Origin of the sequence: Acrocarpospora corrugata (genome assembly GCF_009687845.1) — a bacterium.
Taxonomy (GTDB): Bacteria; Actinomycetota; Actinomycetes; order Streptosporangiales; family Streptosporangiaceae; genus Acrocarpospora; species Acrocarpospora corrugata.
The window spans coordinates 42,856-64,009 of record NZ_BLAD01000085.1; the positions used below are offsets into that span (position 1 = coordinate 42,856).

Consider the following 21,154-nt stretch of genomic DNA (forward strand, 5'->3'; position numbering starts at 1 on the left):
CCTGCGGGTCTGTCACTCCGACAGGCTCGTTGCGTACGTTCTCCTCTGCGGCAACTGAATAAGGAGGCTCGGCGACCGCGCCCGTCGGCCCCAGAAGTCACGACTGACCACCTAAGGGGAGTGGGGTCGAAATGTGGATCACGGATTGGACCTCCCGTGCCGCCTGTCGAGGTGCGGATCCTGACGCCCTGTTCGTACAGGGCGCCGCACAGAACCGGGCGAAGCTGATCTGTCGAGGGTGCCCTGTCCGTACCGAATGCCTCGCCGATGCGCTGGACAATCGCATCGAGTTCGGGGTATGGGGCGGAATGACCGAGCGGGAACGGCGCGCGCTACTGCGGCGTCGTCCGGATGTCGACTCATGGCGCGACCTGCTGGAGTTGGCCAAAGAAGAGTACGAGCGCACCAACGAGCTGATCGCAGGCTGAGGCGCTCTGAACGCGGCGCTCTAACGAGCGGTGAGGAGTTCTCCGATCTGGCGCAGACCAGCCAGATCGTGAACATCCTCTGACATCGCGGGCACCTGGGAAATCGGCACTGTGGGGTGGGCCGAGGTGAAGTGTTCCTGTTCCCGGTGCTCGCGGGCGGCGAGCTGCATCCGTCCGGCGTGCAGGCGAAGCACGGCGGCGGTCAGTTCATGCTCGCCACGAGACTCCAGGTCCTCCGCGGCGGCGGTGCTCCGTGCCGCGGACAGGGCCGGAGCCGGGGAGCGGTGCACACGGTTGACCACCAGGCCGGCCAGGGGCATCCGCTCCTCGGCCAGCCGCTCCACGAAGTACGAGGCTTCCCGCATCGCGTCCCGTTCCGGCGTGGCGACGACGACGAATGCGGTGCCCGGCTGCTGGAGCAGCCGGTAGGTCTGCTCGGCGCGCTGCCGGAAACCTCCGAACAGCGCGTCCAGAGCGCCCACGAACGTCTGGATGTCCTTGAGCACCTGGGCGCCGAGCACTTTGGTGAGCGCTCCGGCGATCAGGCCGAATCCGGCGTTGAGGATTTTGAACGCGCTCCGGCCCCCGGCTTTGGCGGGGGCCATCAGGATGCGGATGAGCCGCCCGTCCAGGAACCGGCCGAGGCGTTCCGGCGCGTCCAGGAAGTCCAGCGCGGACCGGGACGGCGGGGTGTCGACGATGATCAGATCCCAGTCGCCGGAGCGGCGCAGCTGCCCCAGTTTCTCCATCGCCATGTACTCCTGGGTGCCGGAGAAGCTGGACGACAGCGACTGGTAGAAGGGGTTCGTCAGGATCTGCTGGGCCCGCTCCGGGTCCGCGTGCGCCTCGATGATCTCGTCGAAGGTGCGCTTCATGTCGAGCATCATGGCGTGCAGCTGGCCGTCGCCGTCGACCTCGGTGATCCGGCGCGGGGTGTTGTCGAGCGAGTTCAGGCCCATCGACTGGGCCAGCCGCCTGGCCGGGTCGACGGTGAGCACGACCACGTTGCGGCCGCGTTCGGCGGCGCGCAGGCCGAGCGCGGCGGCCGTGGTGGTCTTGCCGACGCCGCCGGAGCCGCAGCACACCACGATCCGGGTGTTCGGGTCGTCCAGGATGGCGTCCAGGTCCAGCTGGGGGGCTTTCACGGCTCTCTTTCCGCTCGTCATGCCGCGCCTTGGCTTCTGATCGCCTCGGCCAGTTCGTACAGCCCGGCCAGGTCGGCGCCGTCGGCGAGGAACGGCAGCTCATACCGGCGGGCCCCGGTCTTGACCAGCTCCTCCAGCTCGCGCCGCTCCAGGCCGGTACGGCTGGCGTGCTCGGCCACCTCCCGCGCCAGCGCCTCCGCGATGGCGGTGGCGTCCTTGCCGTCGGTCAGCCCGGCCGCCTTGAGCCCGAGCGCGAGCTCGGCGTGGTCGACCTCGCCGATCAGCGCCGGGTCGGTGCTCCGCACCATGTTCACGAAGATCCCGCCGACCGGCAGCTTGACGGAGCGCAGTTCGGCCATGCCGTCCAGCGTCTCCTGAACCGGCATCTCCTCCAGCAGCGTGACGAAGTGCACGGCCGTCTCCGGCGAGCCCATCACGCTGCGGACCATGTCGGCGTGCGCCTTCACCGGCCCGACCCGGGCCAGCCCGGCCACCTCCTGGGTGACGTTGAGGAAGCGGGCGATCCGCCCGGTGGGCGGCGCGTCCATCACCACCGCGTCGTACACCCGCCGCCCGGCCTTGGTCTTGCGCCGGACCGCCTCGCTGGTCTTCCCGGTGACCAGGACGTCGCGCATGCCGGGCGCGATGGTGGTGGCGAAGTCGACCACGCCCATCTTGGTGAGCGTCTTGCCCATCCGCTTGAGCCCGTAGAACATGTCCAGGTAGTCGAGCATGGCCTCTTCTGGATCGATGGCCAGCGCGAACACGTCACCGCCGCCGGGGGCGACGGCGATCTTCCGTTCCTCGTACGGCAACGGCGGCAGATCGAACACCTGGGCGATCCCCTGCCGGCCCTCCACCTCGACCAGGAGCACCTTCCGGCCGCCGGCGGCGAGCGCCAGGGCCAGGGCGGCGGCGACGGTGGTCTTCCCCGTGCCACCTTTGCCGGTGACGACGTGGAGACGGACCCCATCCCAGTCGGTGTCGCGAGAACTCACATCTCGAAGGCTACCCAACGGTTAATTTCTGATTCGCCGCAGGGAACCCTGTCGGGTGTTCCCGGTAAAGGAATGGTGCGCGTCTCGATAGCCTTGGCCGCATGACCAAGTGGGAGTACGTGACCGTGCCGCTGCTGACGCACGCGACCAAGCAGATTCTGGACAACTGGGGCGAGGACGGCTGGGAGCTGGTGGCCGTCATTCCCGGGCCGAACCCCGAGCAGCTCGTCGCGTACATGAAGCGGGCCAAGGCGTGACGCCGGAGCAGCGGCTGGCCGAGCTGGGCTTGACGCTGCCGGCGGTGGTGGCGCCGCTGGCGGCGTACGTGCCCGCCGTCCGGACCGGTGACTACGTGTTCACCTCCGGGCAGCTGCCGATGGTGAACGGGCAGCTGCCCGCCACCGGCAAGGTCGGCGGCGAGGTCTCCACCGAGCAGGCCGTCGAGCTGGCCCGGATCTGCGCGCTGAACGCGCTGGCCGCGATCGCCTCGGTGGTGGACGACCTGTCGGCCGTGGTGCGGATCGTGAAGGTGGTCGCGTTCGTGGCCAGCACGCCGGACTTCACCGACCAGCCGGTCGTGGTGGACGGCGCGAGCAACCTGCTCGGCGAGGTGCTGGGCGAGGCCGGGCGGCATGCCCGCAGCGCCGTGGGCGTGGCCGTGCTGCCCAGGAACGCGCCGGTGGAAGTGGAAGTCATCGTCCAGGTGCGTTGATCTCGGGGTCCGGCGTCGGCGAGACTGCTGAAACCGAGGGGAGAGCCGATGGGGATTCCATTGCCGGGCGAGTTCGGGGAACGCGCCCGCGCCATCCTCGCCGGTCGGCTCGCCCCGGTGGCCGCCAGGGACGCGGCCACGGTGATCGTCCTGCGGGACGATCCGCTGGAGGTGTACCTGCTCCGCCGCAAGGCCACGATGGCCTTCGCGGCGGGCGCGTACGTGTTTCCCGGCGGCTCGGTGGATCCGCGGGACGATAGTCATGCGGTGGCCTGGGCGGGGCCTTCTCCGGCCGAATGGGGGGAGCTGCTGCGGGCGGAGGAGAAGACCGCCAGGGGGCTGGTGTGCGCCGCTGTCCGGGAGACCTTCGAGGAGTCCGGGGTGCTGCTGGCGGGCCCTACGGAGGACACCATCGCGGCCGACACCACCGGGTGGGACGCCGAGCGGGAGGCGTTGATCGATCGCTCGCTGTCGTTCGTGGACTTCCTGAACGGCAAGGGTCTGGTGCTGCGGTCGGATCTGCTCAAACCGTGGGGGCACTGGATCACGCCGGAGGTGGAATACCGGCGGTTCGACACGCGGTTCTTCGTGGCGGCGTTGCCGTACGGGCAGCGGACGAGGGATGTCGGCGGGGAGGCGGATTCGGTGGCGTGGATGCGCCCGCAGGAGGCATTGGATCTCGCGAAATCGGGAGAAATCGCGATGTTGCCGCCGACTTTACATACGCTGAGGGAAATGGCGGGTTTTGAGGCGATCGCTGCGGTTTTCGCAAACGATCGGAAGATTGTCACTGTTATGCCCCGGGTGGTGGAGGTCGACGGCGAGATGCGGCTGGATGTGTCCGGATGAGCGGCCTCTACCTGCCGATCGACGGGTCCGGGACGGCGAACGCCCGCAACGTGCTGGCCCCCAACGCGTCCCCGATGACGCTGGACGGCACGAACACGTGGGTGATCGGCCAGGGTGAGACCGTGCTGGTCGTGGATCCGGGGCCGGACGACGAGGGCCATCTGCGGCGGGTCGCCGACCTTCTGGGCGAACGACGGGTGGCCACCATCCTGCTCACCCACGGACATCCCGACCACAGCGGCGGCGCGGCCAGGTTCGCCGAGCTGACCCGGGCGCCGGTCCGCGCGCTCGACCAGCGGCACCGCCTGGGCGCGGAGGGCCTCGGCGACGGCGACGTGATCACCCTCGGCGACCTGGAACTCCGGGTCATCGGCACGCCCGGCCACTCGCACGACTCGCTCTGCTTCTGGCTGCCCGCCGACGGCGCGCTGCTCACCGGCGACACCATCCTCGGCCGGGGCACCACCGTGATCGCCCCCGACGGCGACCTCGCCGACTACCTCCGCAGCCTGGACCGGCTCCGCGCCGCCGCCGAACTCGCCGACGCGCGGACCCTGCTGCCCGGCCACGGCCCGATGCTCCCCGACCCGATCGGCGTGCTCGACGAGTACCTCACGCACCGCCGCCGTCGCCTCGACCAGATCAGCGAGGCCATCCGCGCGGGCGCGAAGGACGTGCCGGAGATCGTGGCGATGGTCTACACCGATGTGGACCGCAGCCTCTGGCCGGCCGCCGAGATGTCGGTGGCCGCCCAGCTCAACTACCTCAAGAACCGCTAACGGGAGCGGTTGTACAGCCGCTCGATGTCCATGATCACGACAGCCTTGGCCTCGATCCGCAGCCAGCCGCGGCCGGCGAAGTCGGCCAGCGCCTTGTTGACGGTCTCCCGGGAGGCCCCGACCAGCTGGGCCAGCTCCTCCTGGGTGAGGTCGTGGTGCACGCGCACGCCGTCCTCGACCTTCTGGCCGAACCGGTCCGCCAGGTCGAGCAGGGCCTTGGCCACCCGGCCGGGGACGTCGGTGAAGACCAGGTCGGCCAGCACGTCGTTGGTCCGGCGCAGCCGCTGGGCCAGGGCGCGGAGCAGGTGCAGGGCCACCTCGGGGCGGCCGGTCAGCCAGGGCCGCAGGTCGTCGTGGCCGAGGCCGGCCAGCTTGACGTCGGTGAGGGCGATGGCGGAAGCCGTACGCGGCCGGGGGTCGAACAGGGAGAGCTCGCCGAACATCTCGCTCGGGCCGAGCACGCTGAGCAGGTTCTCCCGGCCGTCCGGCGCGGTCCTGGCCAGCTTGATCTTGCCTTCCAGCACCACGTAGAGGGTGGAGCCGGTGTCGTTCTCGCTGAACAGCGTCTGACCCTTGGTCAGGGACACCTCGGCGATACTCGTCCGCAGAGCCGCGGCGCTCTCCCGATCCAGCGCGGCGAAAAGGGGCGCCCTGCTCAGTACGTCTTCAGTGCTCACGGTGCCTCCCTTGCCATGGTCGCACTCGTCGGGTTTGCGGAGGTCCCCGGGGATCTCCGTGCTAGCCATTGTGACCTACGGCATCCGCGTAGGCTTACGGGGTGCCCCAGAAGGAGTCCCGGCTCGCCCTCGTACGCCGTGCCCGGCGGATCAACCGCATCTTGGCGGAAACATATCCTGACGCCCACTGCGAACTCGACTTCGCCGACCCGCTGGAACTCCTGGTCGCGACGATCCTCTCGGCGCAGTGTACGGACAAAAGGGTAAATATGGTTACTCCGGTACTTTTTGCAAAGTATCGGACAGCGGCCGACTATGCCGCCGCTGACCGCGACGAGGTGGAACAGATCATCAAATCCACCGGCTTCTTCCGCGCCAAGACCAACAGCATCCTGGGCATGGCCCAAGCCCTCTGCGACCGGTACGGCGGCGAGGTCCCCGGCAAACTCAAGGACCTGGTCACCCTGCCAGGCGTCGGCCGCAAGACCGCCAACGTGGTCCTCGGCAACGCGTTCGGCGTGCCCGGCCTGACCGTCGACACCCACTTCCAGCGCCTCACCCGCCGCTTCGGCTGGCTGGACGAGACCGACCCCGTCAAGATCGAGCACGAGGTCGGCACACTGATCCCCAAAGCCCAGTGGACGGTGTTCTCGCACCGGATCATCTGGCACGGCCGCCGCATCTGCAACGCCCGCAAACCGGCCTGCGGGGCCTGCCCGCTGACCGCCCTCTGCCCGTCGTACGGCGCCGGCCCCACCGACCCGGTCGAAGCACGCAAACTAGTCAAGACCGGTCCGTTCTCCTAGCGGGAAGCTCTGGGACGGCCCGAGGGTTGATACCCGGGGGAGGTGGCATGAACGAAACGCCGGAGTGGCTCACGGGATTAGCGACCAGCACGACACCGGTTCCGATGGGATTACGCCCACCGGCCGAAGGCGGACGCCCCGCCGCGGTGCTGGCGCTGTTCGGCGAAGGACCGCTCGGCCCGGACGTGCTGCTGATCCAGCGCAGCTCCAACGGCCGCAACCACGCCGGCCAGCCGGCCTTCCCCGGCGGCGGCCTGGAACCCCAGGACGCGGGCCCGATCGAGGCCGCCCTCCGCGAGTCGGCCGAGGAGACCGGCCTCGACCCCACCGGCGTCACCGTCGTCGGCACCATGCCCGAGCTGTACGTCTGGCGCAGCAACTACCGCGTCACCCCCGTGCTGGGCTGGTGGCACACCCCGTGCGTGGTGCACGCCGCCTCACCCGACGAGGTCGCCTCCGTCGAACGCGTCCCCATCGCCGAACTCGTCGACCCCGCCAACCGGCTCAAACTCCGCCACCCCAGCGGCTTCGCCGGGCCCGCGTTCCGGGTCCGCGGCCTGCTCGTCTGGGGATTCACCGCCGGCGTGCTGGACGGCCTGCTCACCGCAGGCGGCTTCGCGCTCCCCTGGGACACCTCACGGGTCGAGGACCTGCCGCCTGACGTCGTCAGCATGGCCGCTCGTTAGCGAGATCCCCAGCGACGCCCAGTCGGCCACGTCCTCGTCCTGGTCCCGCGCCAGGCGGCGCAGGGCGGCCAGGCCGGCCGGGTCGGCGGGGCGGCCCAGGAGGTTGGGCAGCGCGTAGGCGGCGCCGTACCGGACGGTGGCCTCGGCGTGGGTGGAGAGTTCGATCACCGAAGGGAGGGCGCGCGGGTCGCGCAGGTGGCCGAAGGCGATCAGCACCGAGTACAGCACCCGGGTGTCGTCCTCGCTGGCCGCCAGATAGCGCAGCACCGGGATGGTCTTGTCGGTGAACGGGCGATCACGCCCGAGTTCCCCGAGAATGTCGACGCCGAGCACCCGCTCGGCGGACGTCGCGGCCGCACAGAGCCGCCGGGCCGCGGTGAAGGTCTCCAGGTCGCCGCGCTGCTGCAGGGCGGCGATGGCCTGCCAGCGGCTCGGCCCGTCCGGATCCTCGTCGGCTAGTGCGGCCTGGATCAGATGATCAACTGGTGCCCCCATGACGTCACGATATAGGGGAGACCTCGGGGAACACGTGCACGCGCGCGGGTGGCGCTGGATACCGTAAAGGGGGGCACCGGGCTCAGGGTCGATAGGGGTGTAATTCAGGCGTGCAAGGCGACGTGCTCGATCTCATCCTGATTGGCCTGGTGCTGGCGTTCGCCGTGTCCGGCTATCGGCAGGGCTTCATCATCGGAGTGTTCAGCTTCGTGGGGTTCTGCGGGGGCGCGCTCGTCGGTATCTTCATCGCCCCGCCGATCGCGGGCGCCCTGGTCGGCGGCGACACCGAGAAGGCGCTGCTGGCGATCGTGATCGTGTTCCTCTGCGCGACCGTCGGGCAGTTCGCCTCCTCCACCATCGGCGCGGTCGTCCGCAGCCACGTGACCTGGGATTCGGCCAGGACCGCGGACTCCTTCGGCGGCTCACTGGCCAGCGGGATCACGGTGCTGGTGTTCGCCTGGCTGATCGGCTCGCTGATGATCTCCACCAGCCTGTCGTTACCGCGCCAGCAGATCAACGACTCGCTGCTGCTCAAGTCCGTCGACTCGGCGATGCCGCAGGCCGCCAAAGACCTCACCCGGCGATTCCGGGACTTCGTCGACGCCTCCGACTTTCCGGAAGTGTTCAGCGCGATCGGCGGCAGCCGCTTCGTGGACGTGCCCGCCCCCGACGAGAGCATCATCAAGGACCCCACGATCGCCCGCGCCCGGCGCGCCATCGTGAAGGTCCAGGGCACCGCCCCCGACTGCAAGAAGCGCATCGAAGGCACCGGCTTCGTCTACGCCCCGCACCGCATCATGACCAACGCCCACGTCGTCCAGGGCGTCACCCAGGAGCTCAGGGTCACCGACTACACCGGCGCCGTCCACGACGCCCGCGTGGTCCTGTTCAACCCCGACCGCGACATCGCCATCCTCTACGTCGCCTCCCTCGACGTCACCGCCCTCCGCTTCGACACGACCGCGGAAACCAAGGACGACGCGATCATCGCCGGCTTCCCGAAGGGCCACGGCTTCACCATCAAACCCGCCCGCATCCGCGTCAAACAGCACGCGGAATCCTCCGACATCTACAACGACCACAAGGTCGACCGCGAGGTCTACGCCATCCGCGGCGTCGTCCAGCCCGGCAACTCCGGCGGCCCCCTGCTCACCCCCGAAGGCCGCGTCTACGGCGTCATCTTCGCCGCCGCCACCGACCAGGAAGACACCGGCTACGCCTTGACCGCCGACGAGGTCCGCACCGACGCAGAAGACGGCAGCGCCGCCATCGCCCGAGTGGACACCCAGACCTGCGACTAGGCCCTGACGAGCGGAAGCGTTCGCAGCCTCGCATCGATGTGCGCCGACACGAAATCAGGGACGGGACAATTGGCGGAGATCTCTGCCCATGAGTCGGCCAACGCGGCCACGGTGGCGCGGACGGTCTCCGCGACCACTTCCGGGTCTGCGCCGATGGTTTCCGCGAACCTTCGGAAGTGATCCACGGTCAGATAGCGCGTGTCCTGCTGCCCGTCGAGCGACAAGGTCAGGGTGTCGGACCTGAACAGTTCGTACGCGGTGACGCAGACGATGTCGTACGCGGGCGAGAGCCGGGGCGCTCTTCCGTCCAGGTATCGGAGCGACCAGTTCTTCATGTGCTCGTCGGTGTTGCCGACGATGACGCATGCGGTCACCCGCCGGACGAACTCACCGAGGTCCTGCGGGCACTCGCGCTGGATCACCTGGCCGATGTCCTCGGCGTGGCCTCGATCCTTCTCCTGCGGGAGCAGACCGAAGATCTGGGCGAAGTCCTCCTGGTGAATCCGGGCACCGGCCTCCCGGTCGAATCGTTTGATGGCGAATGCTCGCTCGCTCGGTTCGATGAGTCCCGCGGGAATGTTCTTCAGGTCGGCGGGCGCCACCAGGCGGTGCTCGGGTACGTCCACGCCCGCCAGCTTGAGCCAGGTCATGATCGCGTGTTCGTTCTCAGGAAGCGAGCGCAGCCGCCCGCTGGGGAACTTCACGATCCAGTCGCCGCCGACGCCCTCGTACGCGAATCCGTCGCCATGCCGCGCCATGGACAGCTTGACCTGCATGCCGGACAGGGAGAAGCTCAGCTTCCTGGCGGCCGGGACGGTCGGTGCGTGCTCGATATCGGGCTCGTCTGTGTCGGGGCCGTCAGGGCGCACTATGACCGCGCCGGGAAGGTCTTCGCCGAGGTGGGTCAGCAGGTGGAAGTCATTGATCCACGGCACGCCCAATTGAGTGATGATCATTCGACGAAGGCCGGACCCCTTCTCCGGCAGGAGATTGGCGAACCAGATGGGCACCCCGCCGCCCATGCCCTTCTCGGTGGTCAGCGGCTCGTACTCGTAGCGCAGGCCGAGTACCGGGCGATCGGCGGCACGATCGGTGTACCTGAACGAGACCCGGCCGGCCCGCTGAGTGAGCCGGCCGACTTCGCGTTCGTTCAGCAGGACACGCGCGGAGGTGGGTTTCTTCATTCGTCGCCACCCAGCTGAGGGAGTCCGGGTCCGTCCCTGAAACCGAACAGCGCGTTCTCCTGTACGTGCCCTTCGATCAACTCCCGGATCTGTGCCGCTCGTCTGGTGAAGAATTCGTCGTAGCGGCCGGCCCGCCACAGATTTACGCCCGGCTCGTCGATGACGTGACTGTGGAGTGTTCGTTCCCATTGCGGAAAGGAACCGGAATTCATCAGCAGTGAGAGTGAATCGGATGGGGAATCCGGTAGCTGTACGAAGCGGTTGGCGAGAGTGTCAGTCAAATTTCCGTCGAGTGGTGAGATCCGGGGCAGGGGATTTCTCCCGCTTTCCATTAGCGTGTGGGCATCGATGATGCCATCGCTGATGTCGGCAAGCCCGCGGGGGCGGCGGGACAGCAGGCCGAGGAGATTCACCTTAGCCTGTGCCATATCGATTTGTACTGCCTTCAGATCGGCAGCCCATTCACCGCCCTGGAGGAGGTCGAGGAGACGGCCGGCGCCGGCGACCGGGTCGTCGTTGATCGCCAGTTCGTTCTGCCGCAGGGCCTCCGTGTCGCCGTGCGGGGCGAAACCCGTCACCGAGCCCCGCCACACCCAGCGTCGCAACAACTCGGCCGCTCGCCCCTCCGGAGCACCGAAAACAGCCGAGAACCGGGCGATGATTACCAGGAACAGCATGTGGGGCAATAGTCGGACATGTGGAATTCCGGCGACATCGCGAAGGAACTCCACCGCAGTGCCCAGCGCCTGTTCGGTCTTCCTGAGCGCCGCGTGCCGCTCGGCGTCATCCTTGGACTCTTCACTGAAGTCGATCCGCCCTCCGCGAACTGCCAGAACCGACTCCACCAGCACTCGCTCGGGGATTTCACCGAAGCCGAACCCCCGAACCGAGGCTGCCAGCGCGGCAAGGCCTGAGGGCTCCATCTGAACGGAGAGCGTGTGCAACGCGCCGAAGATTTCAGACCTGGTCAGTCGTTTACCGGAGTCGTTGGTGCGGTCGAAGATTGTTTGGATGGCCTTCTCGTCGTTGCTCTCGACCACGTACATCGGAATGGCGTAATTCCGGATCGCGGTGACCACAGAATCGCATCGGACTGATTCGTCCTCGGACAGCCATGGGCGTTCCCGCTGCCAGGCGAGCAGGCGTACGTTACTGAGTGCGACCGGAACCGGCAGCCAGTCGTCAGGAATACGATCTCGCCGGCTCGCCGAAGCGAACTCGTCGTTGGCCGGGTCGTAGAAGATACGGAACCGGGGGTCGACGGTGTCGGGCGGTGCCGTTAGAGCACCCACCAGGCTGGTGATTCGCTGTTGTCCGTCCACGATCCAGAGCGCGTCGGGGGTTTCTGGCGCGTTGATGACCAGTGGGCCGACCTCAAGCGTGGCCGGTGCCGCAGGACGCTGCCACATGAGCAGATTGCCGATGGGGAATCCGCGCAGGACGCTGTCGAAGAGCTTGATGACGTCGTCGCGTTCCCACCGGAAGGAGCGTTGGAAAGCGGGGATGCGGACGCGCCCGGCCAGGACCCAGTCCACGAGTTGGCTTGGCCTTGTCTGCTCGACTCTGGGCCGGGTTACCGTGGCCATTCCGCCTCCCTTCACGCACGCGCGCCATCGTATGCCGGAAAGGATCTCTCATTCATCCAGTTCAGCGCGCGGCGGCGCGGCTATTGGGGCAGGGCCGCGTGGAGGGCTTCGATGGTGGCGGCGGTGATGATTGATTCGATGTTCATGCCGTAGGCGGGGCGGGAGCCGTACAGGCGGATTCTGGCTCGGCCGCGTTCGAGGAGGGCTGCGGCGCCGCGGGGGTTGTCGCGTTGGAGGTGGGTGAGGCCGACGCAGATCTGGGCCAGGCCCTGCCAGAGGTCGCGCTCTTCCGGGGGGCAGCATTTCCAGCGGCCCTCGAAGACCTCGTGGGCGTGGAAGGGGCGGTCGGCGGCGAGGAGGAGGGCGGCTTCGCGGATGGCCTCCTCGGCGCTGGGGGCGTAGTCGTCGGGGACGCGGGGGGTGCCCTGGGCGCCGCGGGGGAGGGGGCGGCCGTACTGGTCTCGGGGGCGGGCACTGCGGGCCCGGCCGGATTCGTCGCGGTCGCGGGGGGTCATCGGTCCGGTTCCGGGTCGGCGAGCCAGGAGGTCAGCTCGGCGTCGAACTGGGCGGGGAGTTCCTCGTGCGGGAAGTGGCCGGCGCCCTCGATCAGCCGCCACTGGTAGGGGGCCGCGACGTAGCGGCTGGAGCCCTGGGCGGTTCTGGGCAGGATGCAGGTGTCGAGTGAGCCGTGCAGTTGCAGGGTGGGGGCCTCGATCCGGGTGCGCATCTGGCGGGCGAAACGCAGGCCGTCCGGGCGGAACTGGGATCTGGCGAACCAGCGGTGGTATTCCAGGGCGCAGTGCGCGGTCCCCGGGATCTGGAACACGTCCCGATATTTCCGGGCTACTTCCTCGGTGGGCCAGTCCGGGCCCGACCAGTCGTCCAGCAGGCGGCCCACCCGGGAGCCGTCATGGGCGACCAGGCGGCGTTCCGGCAGCACCGGGAGCTGGAACCCGAGGCTGTAGCCGCTGGCCCGCAGCTGGCCGAACGGGTCGGTCAGCAGGGCGGAGCGGAGCCGGAGCGGGTGCGGGGCGGAGACGGCGACCAGGCGGCGCAGCACCTTGGGGTCGTGCACGCCCATCGTCCAGGCCAGCAGGCCGCCCCAGTCGTGGCCGACCACGATCGCGCCGGTCTCGCCGAGCGAGCGGATCAGCCCGGCGGCGTCGCCGGCCAGGGTCCGCAGGTCGTAGCCGCGCGGGGGCTTGTCGCTCGCGCCGTACCCCCGCAGATCCACCGCGACGGCACGGTAACCGGCCGCCGGCAGGGACTCCAGCTGGTGCCGCCAGGTCCACCAGAACTGCGGGAACCCGTGCAGCAGCAGGACCAGCGGCCCCTCGCCCGCCTCCACGATGTGGAAGCGGGTGCCCCCGGCGTGCACGGTCCTGTGGTTCCACGGCCCTTCGACCAGGACCAGCGACTCGTCCCTGGACGGTTTCACCTCAACGCACGGTCTCGGGCATCGACTCGCGCCGCGCGCCGACCTCGCCCGCGGTCGGCGGGGCCAGCTCGGCCGCCTCGGAGCCCTTCAGCGTCTGGAACGACCTCCTGGTACGGCGGAAGCCCGCCAGCCCCTTCAACCGCCGGTAACCGACGAAACCGAGCCCCCCCGCGAGCACCAGATAGAACACGGTGACGATCAGGAACGCCAGCCACTGCGCCAGCCCCACCACGTCCACCAGCACGTACGCGATGGTGAAAGACGCCAGGATCAGGCACAAATGCAGAATGAACGCGGCGGCGGCGAACAGCCCCGCGGCGGTCCCGATCCGGCGCGCGTCGAACTTGAGCTCCGACTTGGCCAGTTCGATCTCGGACCGCATGAGCGTGGATATGTGGTTGCTCGCCTGGGCGACCAGCGCACCGAGCGATTCGTCCTCGGGCATCGGGATCTCCTATCTGCGACTATCAAACATCATCTCGCGCCTGGACGCGCACCCGCAGCCGCAGCAGCGCCGCCGCCAGCGCGGACGCGACCACGCTGGCGATCAGCACGGCCGTGGTGATCCGCGCGTCGCCGGGGAACGCTTTGTCGCCGATGAGCAGGGAGACCGTGAACCCGATTCCAGCCAATACCGACACGGCCGCGATGTCACGCCAGTCCAGCTCCGTACTGATCCTTGCGAATCCCAGCCGCACCGACAACCAGGCGCCTCCGAACACTCCCAGGAACTTGCCCAGCACCAGGGCGATCATCACCGCGATGGCGACCCGATCCACGAAGACGGAGCCGAGCGCCTGGATGGTCAGCGGCACTCCGGCCGCGAAGAACGCGAAGACCGGCACGCAGAACCCGGCGGAGATCGGCCGGAGGTAGAAGTCGGCGCGTTCGGCCGGGGACGGGTCGCCCCTGACGCTGGTGAGCAGGCCGCAGACGATGCCGGCGACGGTGGCGTGCACGCCGCTCTCGTGCATCAGGACCCAGGCGGCGACGCCGAGCACGATGAAGACCAGGGGCGACCGGACGCCGGCCCGCATCAGCAGCCAGTAGATGGCGAACACCACGCCCGCGGCGATCAGGGAGATGAGGCGCAGCTGGTCGGTGAAGAAGACGGCGATCACGGTGATCGCGCCCAGGTCGTCGACGACGGCGAGGGTGAGCAGGAAGGCGCGCAGGGCGTCCGGCAGGGTCGAGGCGGTGACCGCGAGGACGGCGAGCGCGAACGCGATGTCGGTCGCGGTGGGGATGGCCCAGCCCCGGCTGACCCCGTCGGCGCCCCAGGCGATGGCCACGAAGAGCAGGGCCGGGACGACCATGCCGCAGACGGCGGCGACGATCGGCAGGACCGCGTCCTTGCGGCGGGAGAGCTCGCCGTGCGTGAACTCGTGCTTGACCTCCAGTCCCGCGACGAAGAAGAAGATCGTCAGGAGGCCGTTGGCTGACCATTCGTACAGCGAGAAGCCGAATGGGCCGGGGACCGCGTCCCGGAGGGCCAGATAGCCGTTGGTCCAGGCGGAGTTCGCCCAGATCAGGGCGAATCCAGTAGCGATTAGCATGATCACGCCGCCGATCGTTTCGGCTCGCAACGCCTCGGCGATCTGGCGTGCGTACCGGACGGTCGGCCGCAACGGCCACAACTCGGCGGCGCGCGGCATGTCCCCCCTCGGTTGCTCTACGTCACGGTTCGTACCTGACTGTACACAATCGCCGATGGGACAAATAAGGCGCGGGTGCACAAATGCACCCGCGCCCGGCATTTCAGGACAAATCAGTCTTCGCTGGCCGCGCTGGGCAGCTTCTCGGAGATCAGCTTCATCACCGAGCTGTCCGCCAGGGTGGTGACGTCGCCGATGCTCCGGTTCTCCGCCACGTCACGCAGCAGCCGCCGCATGATCTTGCCGGAGCGGGTCTTCGGCAGTTCGGGGACGATCAGGATCTGGCGCGGCTTCGCGATCGGGCCGAGCGTCTTGGAGACGTGGTCGCGCAGCTCCTTGGCGATGTCCTCGCCCTCCTCGGCCGCGCCGCGCAGGATCACGAACGACACGATCGCCTGCGTGGTCACCGGGTCGGTCGCGCCGACCACCGCGGCCTCGGCCACCTTCGGGTGGCTGACCAGCGCGCTCTCCACCTCGGTGGTCGAGATGTTGTGCCCGGAGACGAGCATGACGTCGTCCACCCGGCCGAGCAGCCAGAGATCGCCGTCCTCGTCCTTCTTCGCGCCGTCCCCGGGGAAGTAGAACCCTTCGAACCGGGACCAGTAGGTGTCGATGTAGCGCTGGTCGTCGCCCCAGATCGTGCGGAGCATCGACGGCCAGGGCTCCCGTACCACCAGGAAACCGCCGCCGCCGTTGGGCACCGACTGGGCCTGGTCGTCGACCACGTCCGCGACGATGCCCGGCAGCGGCTTCATGGCCGCGCCAGGCTTGGCCGCCGTGACCCCCGGCAGCGGGCTGATCATGATCGCGCCGGTCTCGGTCTGCCACCAGGTGTCCACCACGGGGGTGCGGTCGCCGCCGATGTGCTCGCGATACCAGACGTACGCCTCCGGGTTGATCGGCTCGCCGACCGAGCCGAGGACGCGCAGGGACGACATGTCGAACTTGGCGGGGATGTCGTCACCCCACTTCATGAAGGTACGGATCGCGGTGGGCGCGGTGTAGAGGATGGTTACGCGGTACTTCTGGATGATCTCCCAGAACCGGCCGCGGTGCGGGGTGTCCGGAGTGCCCTCGTAGATGACGCTGGTCGCGCCGTTGGCGAGCGGGCCGTACACGATGTAGGAGTGGCCGGTCACCCAGCCGATGTCGGCCGTGCACCAGTAGATGTCGGATTCCGGCTTGAGGTCGAAGACGGCGTGATGCGTCCAGGCGGACTGGGTGAGGTATCCGCCGGTCGTGTGAAGAATGCCCTTCGGCTTCCCGGTCGTCCCGCTGGTGTACAGGATGAACAGCGGGTCCTCCGCGTCGTGCGCCACCGGCGTGTGCTCGGCGCTCTGCCGCTCGACGATGTCGTGCCACCAGACGTCCTTGTCGGTCTGCGCCACCTCCTGGCCGGTCCGCCGGACCACCAGCACGTGCTCGATGCTCGGGCAGTCCGCGACCGCCTCGTCCACCGTCGGCTTCAGCGCGCTCGGCGCGCCCCGCCGGAAACCGCCGTCCGCCGTGATCACCAGTTTGGCGTCCGCGTCGTCGATCCGGCTCTTCAGCGCCGTCGCCGAGAACCCGCCGAACACGACCGAGTGGATGGCCCCGATCCGCGCGCAGGCCAGCAACGACACCGGCAGCTCCGGGATCATCGGCATGTAGATGGCCACCCGGTCGCCCTTCCCGACCCCCAGCTCGGTTAGCGCGTTCGCCGCCTTCGAGACCTCTTTCTGCAGGTCCGCGTAGGTGATGGTACGGCTGTCGCCCGGCTCGCCCTCCCAGAAGTAGGCGACCTTGTCCCCGTGGCCGGCCTCGACATGGCGGTCCACGCAGTTGTAGGCGACGTTCAGCTTGCCGTCCACGAACCACTTGGCGAACGGCGGCTTCCAGTCCAGCGCGGTCTCCCAGCGCTGCTCCCAGGTCAGCCGTTCGGCGGCGCGCTCCCAGAAGGCCAGGCGGTCCTGAGCCGCCTCCTCGTACGCCTCCGCCGTGACGTTCGCGGCCGCGGCCAGGTCGGCTGGTGGCTCGAACCGCCGGTCCTCGCGCAGCAGGTTCGACAGCGTCTCCTGGGTCTCACGACCCGGTGTCTCGGGGGCCACTAGGCACTCCTTCACCGTGTTTGTTCTTATCTGGATCTACTTGTGAGGTCCACTTCACCAGCCCGGTGCGGTCAGCGACAAGCTCCCTCACATCGTGCTGTTCATGACATGTGACCATGTGCCAGGGCGTCAAACTGGGATGCGGTCAACGGTGGCAGGTCATCGTTGAATGGTTCGTACGCGTCGGTAGGGTCGGGGCGTGACTGATCCACTGGCGGTTGTCGCCGAGATGGTGCCGGAGGCCGTGCAGGAGGCCCGGGAGGCTGTCGACCGGCTTTACCGGCATCGGGTGCTGCGGCGGCGCGGTCCCGAAGTGTCGGCGGAGTCGGCTTTGCGGGGGGCGCGGGCTTCCGCGGCGCTGGAAGGGGTCGAGGTGCCGCTGGGGTCGCTCCGGCATGGCGACGTGGACGATCCGGTGGCGCAGGGGGCACTGCGGGTTTCCGCTGAACTGGGGCGGTTGGGGGCGTTGTGGCGTGGGGCGCCACGGCAGGCTCTGGCGCGGCTGCACACGGTCGCGGCGGCCGGGCTGACCGCGGAGCCCGGGCGGCCTCGCGGGGGCGAGACGGCGGCGGATCCGCTGGGGATCGGGCCGGCGCCCGGGGCCGCGGAGGTGGCGGTGCGGCTGGGGGCCCTGGCCGAGCTGCTGGCCTCGTCGAAGGCGCCGGCGGTGGTGCTGGGGGCGATCGTGCACGCGGAGTTGCTGGTGCTGCGGCCGTTCGGGGTGGCGGACGGGGTGGTGGCCCGGGCGGCGGAGCGGTTGACGCTGATCGAGCACGGGCTGGATCCGAAGAGCCTGGTGGTGGTGGAGGTCGGGCATCTGGAACTGGGGGACGGGTACGCGGAGGCGGTTCGGGGGTATCTGCGGGGGACCAGGGACGGGGTTGGGGGGTGGGTGGGGCACTGCGCGCGGGCGATCGTGCTCGGTGCCCGTGAGACGACGGCGATCTGCGAGGCGCTGTCGCGGTGACCAAGTGACCCGGGCGGCTCAGGCTGCCGGGGGATTCGGACAAAAGCTGACGGCGTCCCTGGAATGGGACGCCGTCGCCAGTACGTCATACCGGGTTACCAAGCGTGCACCTTTATCTGTCTAGCGGGGCAAGCCCGTGTCGACACGCCTCCCGCGGCTGGTCGCGCGTGGGTACCCGGAAGCCGTACCCGGACACTCGGTCCGTGTCACCTTTCTACGTCGGATTCCTGCAGTTGGGAACCCCTTGGAGCAAGAGCTTTACTGAGCCGGGGATGACGACCTCGAGACATCTGATCTGTTTTGTCACCCGTTGAGGCAATAGATCGGTATAGTGAGCAATGATCACGGACTGTGATTGATTGACAGCGATTGAACTTCTGACAACCGGCTTGGCCCCGCGAAAAAATCTGGCGCAAATTGCAGATTGCTCCTCGACGAAACTCGCGTGGATCGGGCAGCATACGGTGGTATCTCCCAATGTGGGAGTGACTGCGTACCGGGCACCTATGCAAGTCTCTTGCCAGGCCCTGGTTGCCTGATGAAAGCTTTCTTCTGAAACGGCCCGGCTCTACCCCCCCGGAGCCGGACCGGTCGGCGACCCCCGCTCTCCCCCCCCGGCGGGGGTCGCCATTTTTTCTTGACGCGACCGCACACGCTCGGTCGGACTTAGAAGTCGGCCCGATGCTAAATCGTTACCAATTGTCGTGATGCCCGCGCGCGTGGTTTTCCACAGGGGGCGGGTTATCCACAGTGCGGGGTTCGGTCGCTCGGGGGGTACGGGTTTTCTCGCATGGTGGTCTCCCTCGACGGGATGGAGACCTCGATGCATCGGCCGTTGGCCATCACAGACGACCAGGACCTGCTCGACGATCTGCTGCGGGTGGCAGCGGCGGCCGGGGTCGAACTCGACGTGGCGCATGTCGCCTCACGGGCCCGGCCCCAGTGGCGTACGGCTCCGCTGATCGTGGTCGGCGCCGACCTCGCCGACGAACTGGCCGCCACTGGGCCGCCGGCCAGGCAGAACGTCCTGCTGGTGACCCGCAGCCGGGAAGATCCTTCCAGTTGGCGGCGATGCGTCGCGGTGGGCGCCCAGACCGTGCTCGAACTCCCGGCTGAGGAGCGCCTTCTGGTCGCGGAATTCGCGGAAGCCGCGGAGCCGTCCACCCGAGCCGGGACCGTCGTGTGCGTGACCGGCGGCCAGGGTGGCGCGGGAGCGACCGTGCTCGCCGCGTCGCTGGCGCTTTCCGCCGCCCGTGCCGGCCTGCGCACGCTGCTGGTGGACGCCGACCCCCTCGGCGGCGGCATCGACGTCGTCCTGGGCGAGGAGGACGCGATCGGCGCCCGCTGGCCCGACATCGTGGGCCGCGAAGGCCGGGTCAGCTACGGCGCCCTCCAGAGCGCGCTCCCCACCTTCGGCGAACTCGCCGTCCTGTCCTGGCACCGCGGCGAACCGATGCGCATCCCTCGCGAAGCCATGCGCGCCGTCCTGGACGCGGCCCGCCGCGGCTGCGACCTCGTCATCGTCGACCTGCCCCGACACCTCGACGAAGCCATCGCCGAGGCACTGGCCCGCGCGACGGCCACCCTCGTCCTGATCCACGCCGACGTCAGAGGCGTCCTGGCCGCCGCCCAGACCCTCGCCGCCCTCCGCCCCCACACCGGCGACCTCCGCGCCGTCATCCGCCCCGGCACCCTCGCCCCCGACGTCGTGGCCACCTCCCTCGGCGTCCCCGGCGGCCTCATCTGCCCCCAACAACGCGGCCTGACCCAGGCCCTGGACCGAGGCTTCGCCCCACCCCTGGGCCGAACCCCCCTCGGCAAGTTCTGCACAACCCTCCTCGCCACCCTCGGAGCCACCCGTGCCGAAGCCCACTAGGCCCGCCACGGTTGCGTACGGGCAGCCATCCCAGAGCTCGCTCGGGGCCGGATCGCGGGCGCCGGAGAGGCTTGTCGGCTCGGTCGTCCCGTGTGGGCAGCCACCTGAGAGCTCGCCCGCCGCCGGATCTCGGGCACCTGAGAAGGTTGTCGGCTCGGTTGTTCCGTCTGGGCAGTCACGCGAGAGCGCGTCCCAGGCCGGATCCAGGGCACCCGACAGGCTTGTCTTGCCCCGAGGCCATCAAGGACAGGCACGATGAGGACGTCATCCGCTGGGCCGACGCCCATCGCTTCCCGGGCTGTTCCCCGATCGGGCGATCCCGAGCTTGCACAAGGACGAGCTACCGCGCCGATGGCCAGCGAACTGGTTGGGGCGTCCAAGGCCGCGCCCGAACTTGTGGAAGCGGTCCGGGTTCGTCTTGCCAAAACCGGCGAGGAAGCCACCCCCGCGAGAGTCGCGGCAGCGCTACGCGCCGAGCGTGCCATGTTCGGCGACGCCGAGGTGCTGGCCATCGCCCGTACCCTCCGGGCCGATCTCATCGGCGCCGGCCCGCTGGAAGCGCTCCTGGCGGCTCCGGGAGTAACCGACGTACTCGTCAACGGCCCGCACGAGGTGTGGGTCGACGACGGCACCGGTCTACGCCGGACCACCGTCACCTTCCCGTCCGACGACGACGTTCGCCGACTGGCCCAACGCCTGGCCGCCGCCGCGGGCCGCCGCCTTGATGACGCTTCCCCCTACGTGGACGCCCGCCTGGCCGGAGGAGTGCGCCTACACGCCGTCCTCCCGCCGATCGCCGCGGAAGCGACCTGCCTCTCCCTCCGCCTCCCCCCGCGCCACTCCTTCACCCTGGAGGAACTGGTCCCCGGCCCCGCCGCCACCGCCCTACGCGCGATCATGTCCGCCCGCCTCGCCTTCCTGATCACCGGCGGCACCGGAACCGGCAAGACCACCCTCCTGTCCGCCATGCTCTCCCTGGCCACCCCCGGCGAACGCCTCCTCCTCGTCGAGGACTCCGCCGAACTCCGCCCCCGACACCCACACGTGGTCCGCCTCGAAGCCCGCCCACCCAACCTCGAAGGCGTCGGCGGCGTCACCCTCCGGGACCTCGTCCGCCAAGCACTCCGCATGCGCCCCGACCGCCTCGTCGTAGGCGAGGTAAGGGGCTCCGAGGTAGTTGATCTCCTGGCCGCCCTGAACACCGGCCACGAGGGCGGCTGCGGCACCCTCCACGCCAACACCGCCGCCGACGTCCCACCCCGCCTGGAAGCACTCGCCTGCGCCGCAGGACTCACCAGAGAAGCCGTCCACAGCCAACTCTCAGCCGCCCTCGACGCCGTAATCCACCTCACCCGAAACCCCCGAACCGGCACCCGCCAAGTCTCCGAAATCTGCCTCCTCCACCGCACCCCCACCGGCTACGTCACCGCCACCCCCGCCCTGACCTTCACGACCCCCACCCCCACACCAGGCCCAGCCCTCCCC

Annotated in this window: 22 protein-coding genes; 11 read left to right on the top strand and 11 right to left on the bottom strand. The window is 69.0% G+C overall.

Annotation, left to right across the window (positions count from 1 at the left end):
* Positions 1 to 131: 131 nt before the first annotated feature.
* Entirely contained in the window at positions 132 to 428 is a 297-nt protein-coding gene (locus Acor_RS33330; RefSeq protein WP_061296783.1) for a WhiB family transcriptional regulator, read from the top strand.
* Positions 429 to 448: 20 nt separating this feature from the next.
* Here the strand turns inward: Acor_RS33330 and bagB are convergent, their stop codons facing one another.
* Positions 449 to 1,594, bottom strand: coding sequence for an ATPase BagB (gene bagB / locus Acor_RS33335; RefSeq protein ID WP_155340751.1), 1,146 nt, complete (start codon positions 1,592 to 1,594; stop codon positions 449 to 451).
* Entirely contained in the window at positions 1,591 to 2,571 is a 981-nt protein-coding gene (bagA, locus tag Acor_RS33340; RefSeq protein ID WP_155340752.1) for an ATPase BagA, read from the bottom strand. Before bagA ends, bagB begins: the two co-directional genes overlap by 4 nt.
* Before the next feature lie 101 nt (positions 2,572 to 2,672).
* On the opposite strand from bagA, the gene Acor_RS33345 reads away from it, so the two are divergent.
* From Acor_RS33345 to Acor_RS33360, 4 genes are read left to right on the top strand one after another with little or no spacing between them, the layout of a single operon-like run.
* Positions 2,673 to 2,828 (top strand): Sp36 family protein, encoded by a 156-nt coding sequence (locus Acor_RS33345; RefSeq protein WP_155340753.1) that lies wholly within the window; start codon positions 2,673 to 2,675, stop codon positions 2,826 to 2,828.
* Complete coding sequence (locus Acor_RS33350; RefSeq protein ID WP_155340754.1) at positions 2,825 to 3,283, top strand: RidA family protein; 459 nt, start codon at positions 2,825 to 2,827, stop codon at positions 3,281 to 3,283. Before Acor_RS33345 ends, Acor_RS33350 begins: the two co-directional genes overlap by 4 nt.
* Positions 3,284 to 3,331: 48 nt before the next feature.
* Positions 3,332 to 4,132 carry an NUDIX hydrolase gene (locus Acor_RS33355; protein WP_155340755.1) on the top strand — a complete coding sequence of 267 codons (801 nt, stop codon included), beginning with the start codon at positions 3,332 to 3,334 and terminating at the stop codon, positions 4,130 to 4,132.
* Positions 4,129 to 4,911, top strand: a complete 783-nt coding sequence (locus Acor_RS33360) for an MBL fold metallo-hydrolase (RefSeq protein WP_155340756.1) — start codon at positions 4,129 to 4,131, stop codon at positions 4,909 to 4,911. Before Acor_RS33355 ends, Acor_RS33360 begins: the two co-directional genes overlap by 4 nt.
* Here Acor_RS33360 and Acor_RS33365 read toward each other — a convergent pair.
* Positions 4,908 to 5,588: a Crp/Fnr family transcriptional regulator gene (locus tag Acor_RS33365; RefSeq protein WP_246239486.1), complete on the bottom strand. Its 681-nt coding sequence runs from the start codon at positions 5,586 to 5,588 to the stop codon at positions 4,908 to 4,910. The two genes, Acor_RS33360 and Acor_RS33365, sit on opposite strands and share 4 nt — an antisense overlap.
* Positions 5,589 to 5,689: 101 nt before the next feature.
* Between Acor_RS33365 and nth the strand changes: the two genes are divergently transcribed.
* Positions 5,690 to 6,394, top strand: a complete 705-nt coding sequence (gene nth, locus Acor_RS33370) for an endonuclease III (protein ID WP_155340758.1) — start codon at positions 5,690 to 5,692, stop codon at positions 6,392 to 6,394.
* Positions 6,395 to 6,441: 47 nt separating this feature from the next.
* The gene (locus Acor_RS33375) at positions 6,442 to 7,080 is read left to right on the top strand and encodes an NUDIX hydrolase (RefSeq protein ID WP_155340759.1); all 639 of its coding nucleotides are present in this window, start codon (positions 6,442 to 6,444) and stop codon (positions 7,078 to 7,080) included.
* Here the strand turns inward: Acor_RS33375 and Acor_RS33380 are convergent.
* A complete protein-coding gene (locus tag Acor_RS33380; protein WP_155340760.1) occupies positions 7,030 to 7,575 on the bottom strand; it encodes a HEAT repeat domain-containing protein in 546 nt (181 codons plus the stop codon). The two genes, Acor_RS33375 and Acor_RS33380, sit on opposite strands and share 51 nt — an antisense overlap.
* A gap of 110 nt (positions 7,576 to 7,685) precedes the next feature.
* Here Acor_RS33380 and Acor_RS33385 point away from each other — a divergent pair, with 110 nt between their 5' ends.
* Positions 7,686 to 8,876, top strand: a complete 1,191-nt coding sequence (locus Acor_RS33385; protein WP_246239489.1) for a MarP family serine protease — start codon at positions 7,686 to 7,688, stop codon at positions 8,874 to 8,876.
* Here the strand turns inward: Acor_RS33385 and Acor_RS33390 are convergent.
* The 7 genes from Acor_RS33390 to acs form a co-directional block, all read right to left on the bottom strand.
* Entirely contained in the window at positions 8,873 to 10,060 is a 1,188-nt protein-coding gene (locus Acor_RS33390; protein ID WP_155340761.1) for a type II toxin-antitoxin system HipA family toxin, read from the bottom strand. The genes Acor_RS33385 and Acor_RS33390 overlap by 4 nt on opposite strands.
* Positions 10,057 to 11,646 (bottom strand): GmrSD restriction endonuclease domain-containing protein, encoded by a 1,590-nt coding sequence (locus Acor_RS33395; protein WP_155340762.1) that lies wholly within the window; start codon positions 11,644 to 11,646, stop codon positions 10,057 to 10,059. Before Acor_RS33395 ends, Acor_RS33390 begins: the two co-directional genes overlap by 4 nt.
* A gap of 80 nt (positions 11,647 to 11,726) precedes the next feature.
* Positions 11,727 to 12,161, bottom strand: coding sequence for a DUF309 domain-containing protein (locus Acor_RS33400; RefSeq protein ID WP_155340763.1), 435 nt, complete (start codon positions 12,159 to 12,161; stop codon positions 11,727 to 11,729).
* Positions 12,158 to 13,084 carry an alpha/beta fold hydrolase gene (locus tag Acor_RS33405; protein WP_155340764.1) on the bottom strand — a complete coding sequence of 309 codons (927 nt, stop codon included), beginning with the start codon at positions 13,082 to 13,084 and terminating at the stop codon, positions 12,158 to 12,160. The genes Acor_RS33400 and Acor_RS33405 overlap by 4 nt, the downstream gene beginning before the upstream one ends.
* Position 13,085: 1 nt before the next feature.
* Positions 13,086 to 13,529, bottom strand: coding sequence for a phage holin family protein (locus tag Acor_RS33410; RefSeq protein ID WP_155340765.1), 444 nt, complete (start codon positions 13,527 to 13,529; stop codon positions 13,086 to 13,088).
* 22 nt (positions 13,530 to 13,551) lie between these two features.
* Entirely contained in the window at positions 13,552 to 14,739 is a 1,188-nt protein-coding gene (gene nhaA, locus Acor_RS33415) for a Na+/H+ antiporter NhaA (protein ID WP_155340766.1), read from the bottom strand.
* Positions 14,740 to 14,852: 113 nt separating this feature from the next.
* Positions 14,853 to 16,826, bottom strand: a complete 1,974-nt coding sequence (gene acs, locus Acor_RS33420) for an acetate--CoA ligase (protein WP_155340767.1) — start codon at positions 16,824 to 16,826, stop codon at positions 14,853 to 14,855.
* Between the two features lie 199 nt (positions 16,827 to 17,025).
* On the opposite strand from acs, the gene Acor_RS33425 reads away from it, so the two are divergent.
* The 3 genes from Acor_RS33425 to Acor_RS33435 all read left to right on the top strand — a co-directional run.
* Positions 17,026 to 17,793, top strand: a complete 768-nt coding sequence (locus Acor_RS33425) for a Fic family protein (protein ID WP_174876232.1) — start codon at positions 17,026 to 17,028, stop codon at positions 17,791 to 17,793.
* A gap of 823 nt (positions 17,794 to 18,616) precedes the next feature.
* Positions 18,617 to 19,669, top strand: a complete 1,053-nt coding sequence (ssd, locus tag Acor_RS33430; RefSeq protein WP_155340768.1) for a septum site-determining protein Ssd — start codon at positions 18,617 to 18,619, stop codon at positions 19,667 to 19,669.
* Positions 19,670 to 20,020: 351 nt separating this feature from the next.
* The coding region (locus tag Acor_RS33435; RefSeq protein WP_155340769.1) for a TadA family conjugal transfer-associated ATPase at positions 20,021 to 21,154 on the top strand (1,134 nt) is incomplete at its 3' end.

Bases quoted from the DNA above. Each gene is read 5' to 3' on its own strand.
- Acor_RS33330 (WP_061296783.1), top strand. From the start codon at position 132: ATGTGGATCACGGATTGGACCTCCCGTGCCGCCTGTCGAGGTGCGGAT.
- bagB (WP_155340751.1), bottom strand. From the start codon at position 1,594: ATGACGAGCGGAAAGAGAGCCGTGAAAGCCCCCCAGCTGGACCTGGAC.
- Acor_RS33345 (WP_155340753.1), top strand. From the start codon at position 2,673: ATGACCAAGTGGGAGTACGTGACCGTGCCGCTGCTGACGCACGCGACC.
- Acor_RS33355 (WP_155340755.1), top strand. From the start codon at position 3,332: ATGGGGATTCCATTGCCGGGCGAGTTCGGGGAACGCGCCCGCGCCATC.
- Acor_RS33360 (WP_155340756.1), top strand. From the start codon at position 4,129: ATGAGCGGCCTCTACCTGCCGATCGACGGGTCCGGGACGGCGAACGCC.
- Acor_RS33375 (WP_155340759.1), top strand. From the start codon at position 6,442: ATGAACGAAACGCCGGAGTGGCTCACGGGATTAGCGACCAGCACGACA.
- Acor_RS33380 (WP_155340760.1), bottom strand. From the start codon at position 7,575: ATGGGGGCACCAGTTGATCATCTGATCCAGGCCGCACTAGCCGACGAG.
- Acor_RS33390 (WP_155340761.1), bottom strand. From the start codon at position 10,060: ATGAAGAAACCCACCTCCGCGCGTGTCCTGCTGAACGAACGCGAAGTC.
- Acor_RS33395 (WP_155340762.1), bottom strand. From the start codon at position 11,646: ATGGCCACGGTAACCCGGCCCAGAGTCGAGCAGACAAGGCCAAGCCAA.
- Acor_RS33400 (WP_155340763.1), bottom strand. From the start codon at position 12,161: ATGACCCCCCGCGACCGCGACGAATCCGGCCGGGCCCGCAGTGCCCGC.
- Acor_RS33410 (WP_155340765.1), bottom strand. From the start codon at position 13,529: ATGCCCGAGGACGAATCGCTCGGTGCGCTGGTCGCCCAGGCGAGCAAC.
- nhaA (WP_155340766.1), bottom strand. From the start codon at position 14,739: ATGCCGCGCGCCGCCGAGTTGTGGCCGTTGCGGCCGACCGTCCGGTAC.
- ssd (WP_155340768.1), top strand. From the start codon at position 18,617: ATGCATCGGCCGTTGGCCATCACAGACGACCAGGACCTGCTCGACGAT.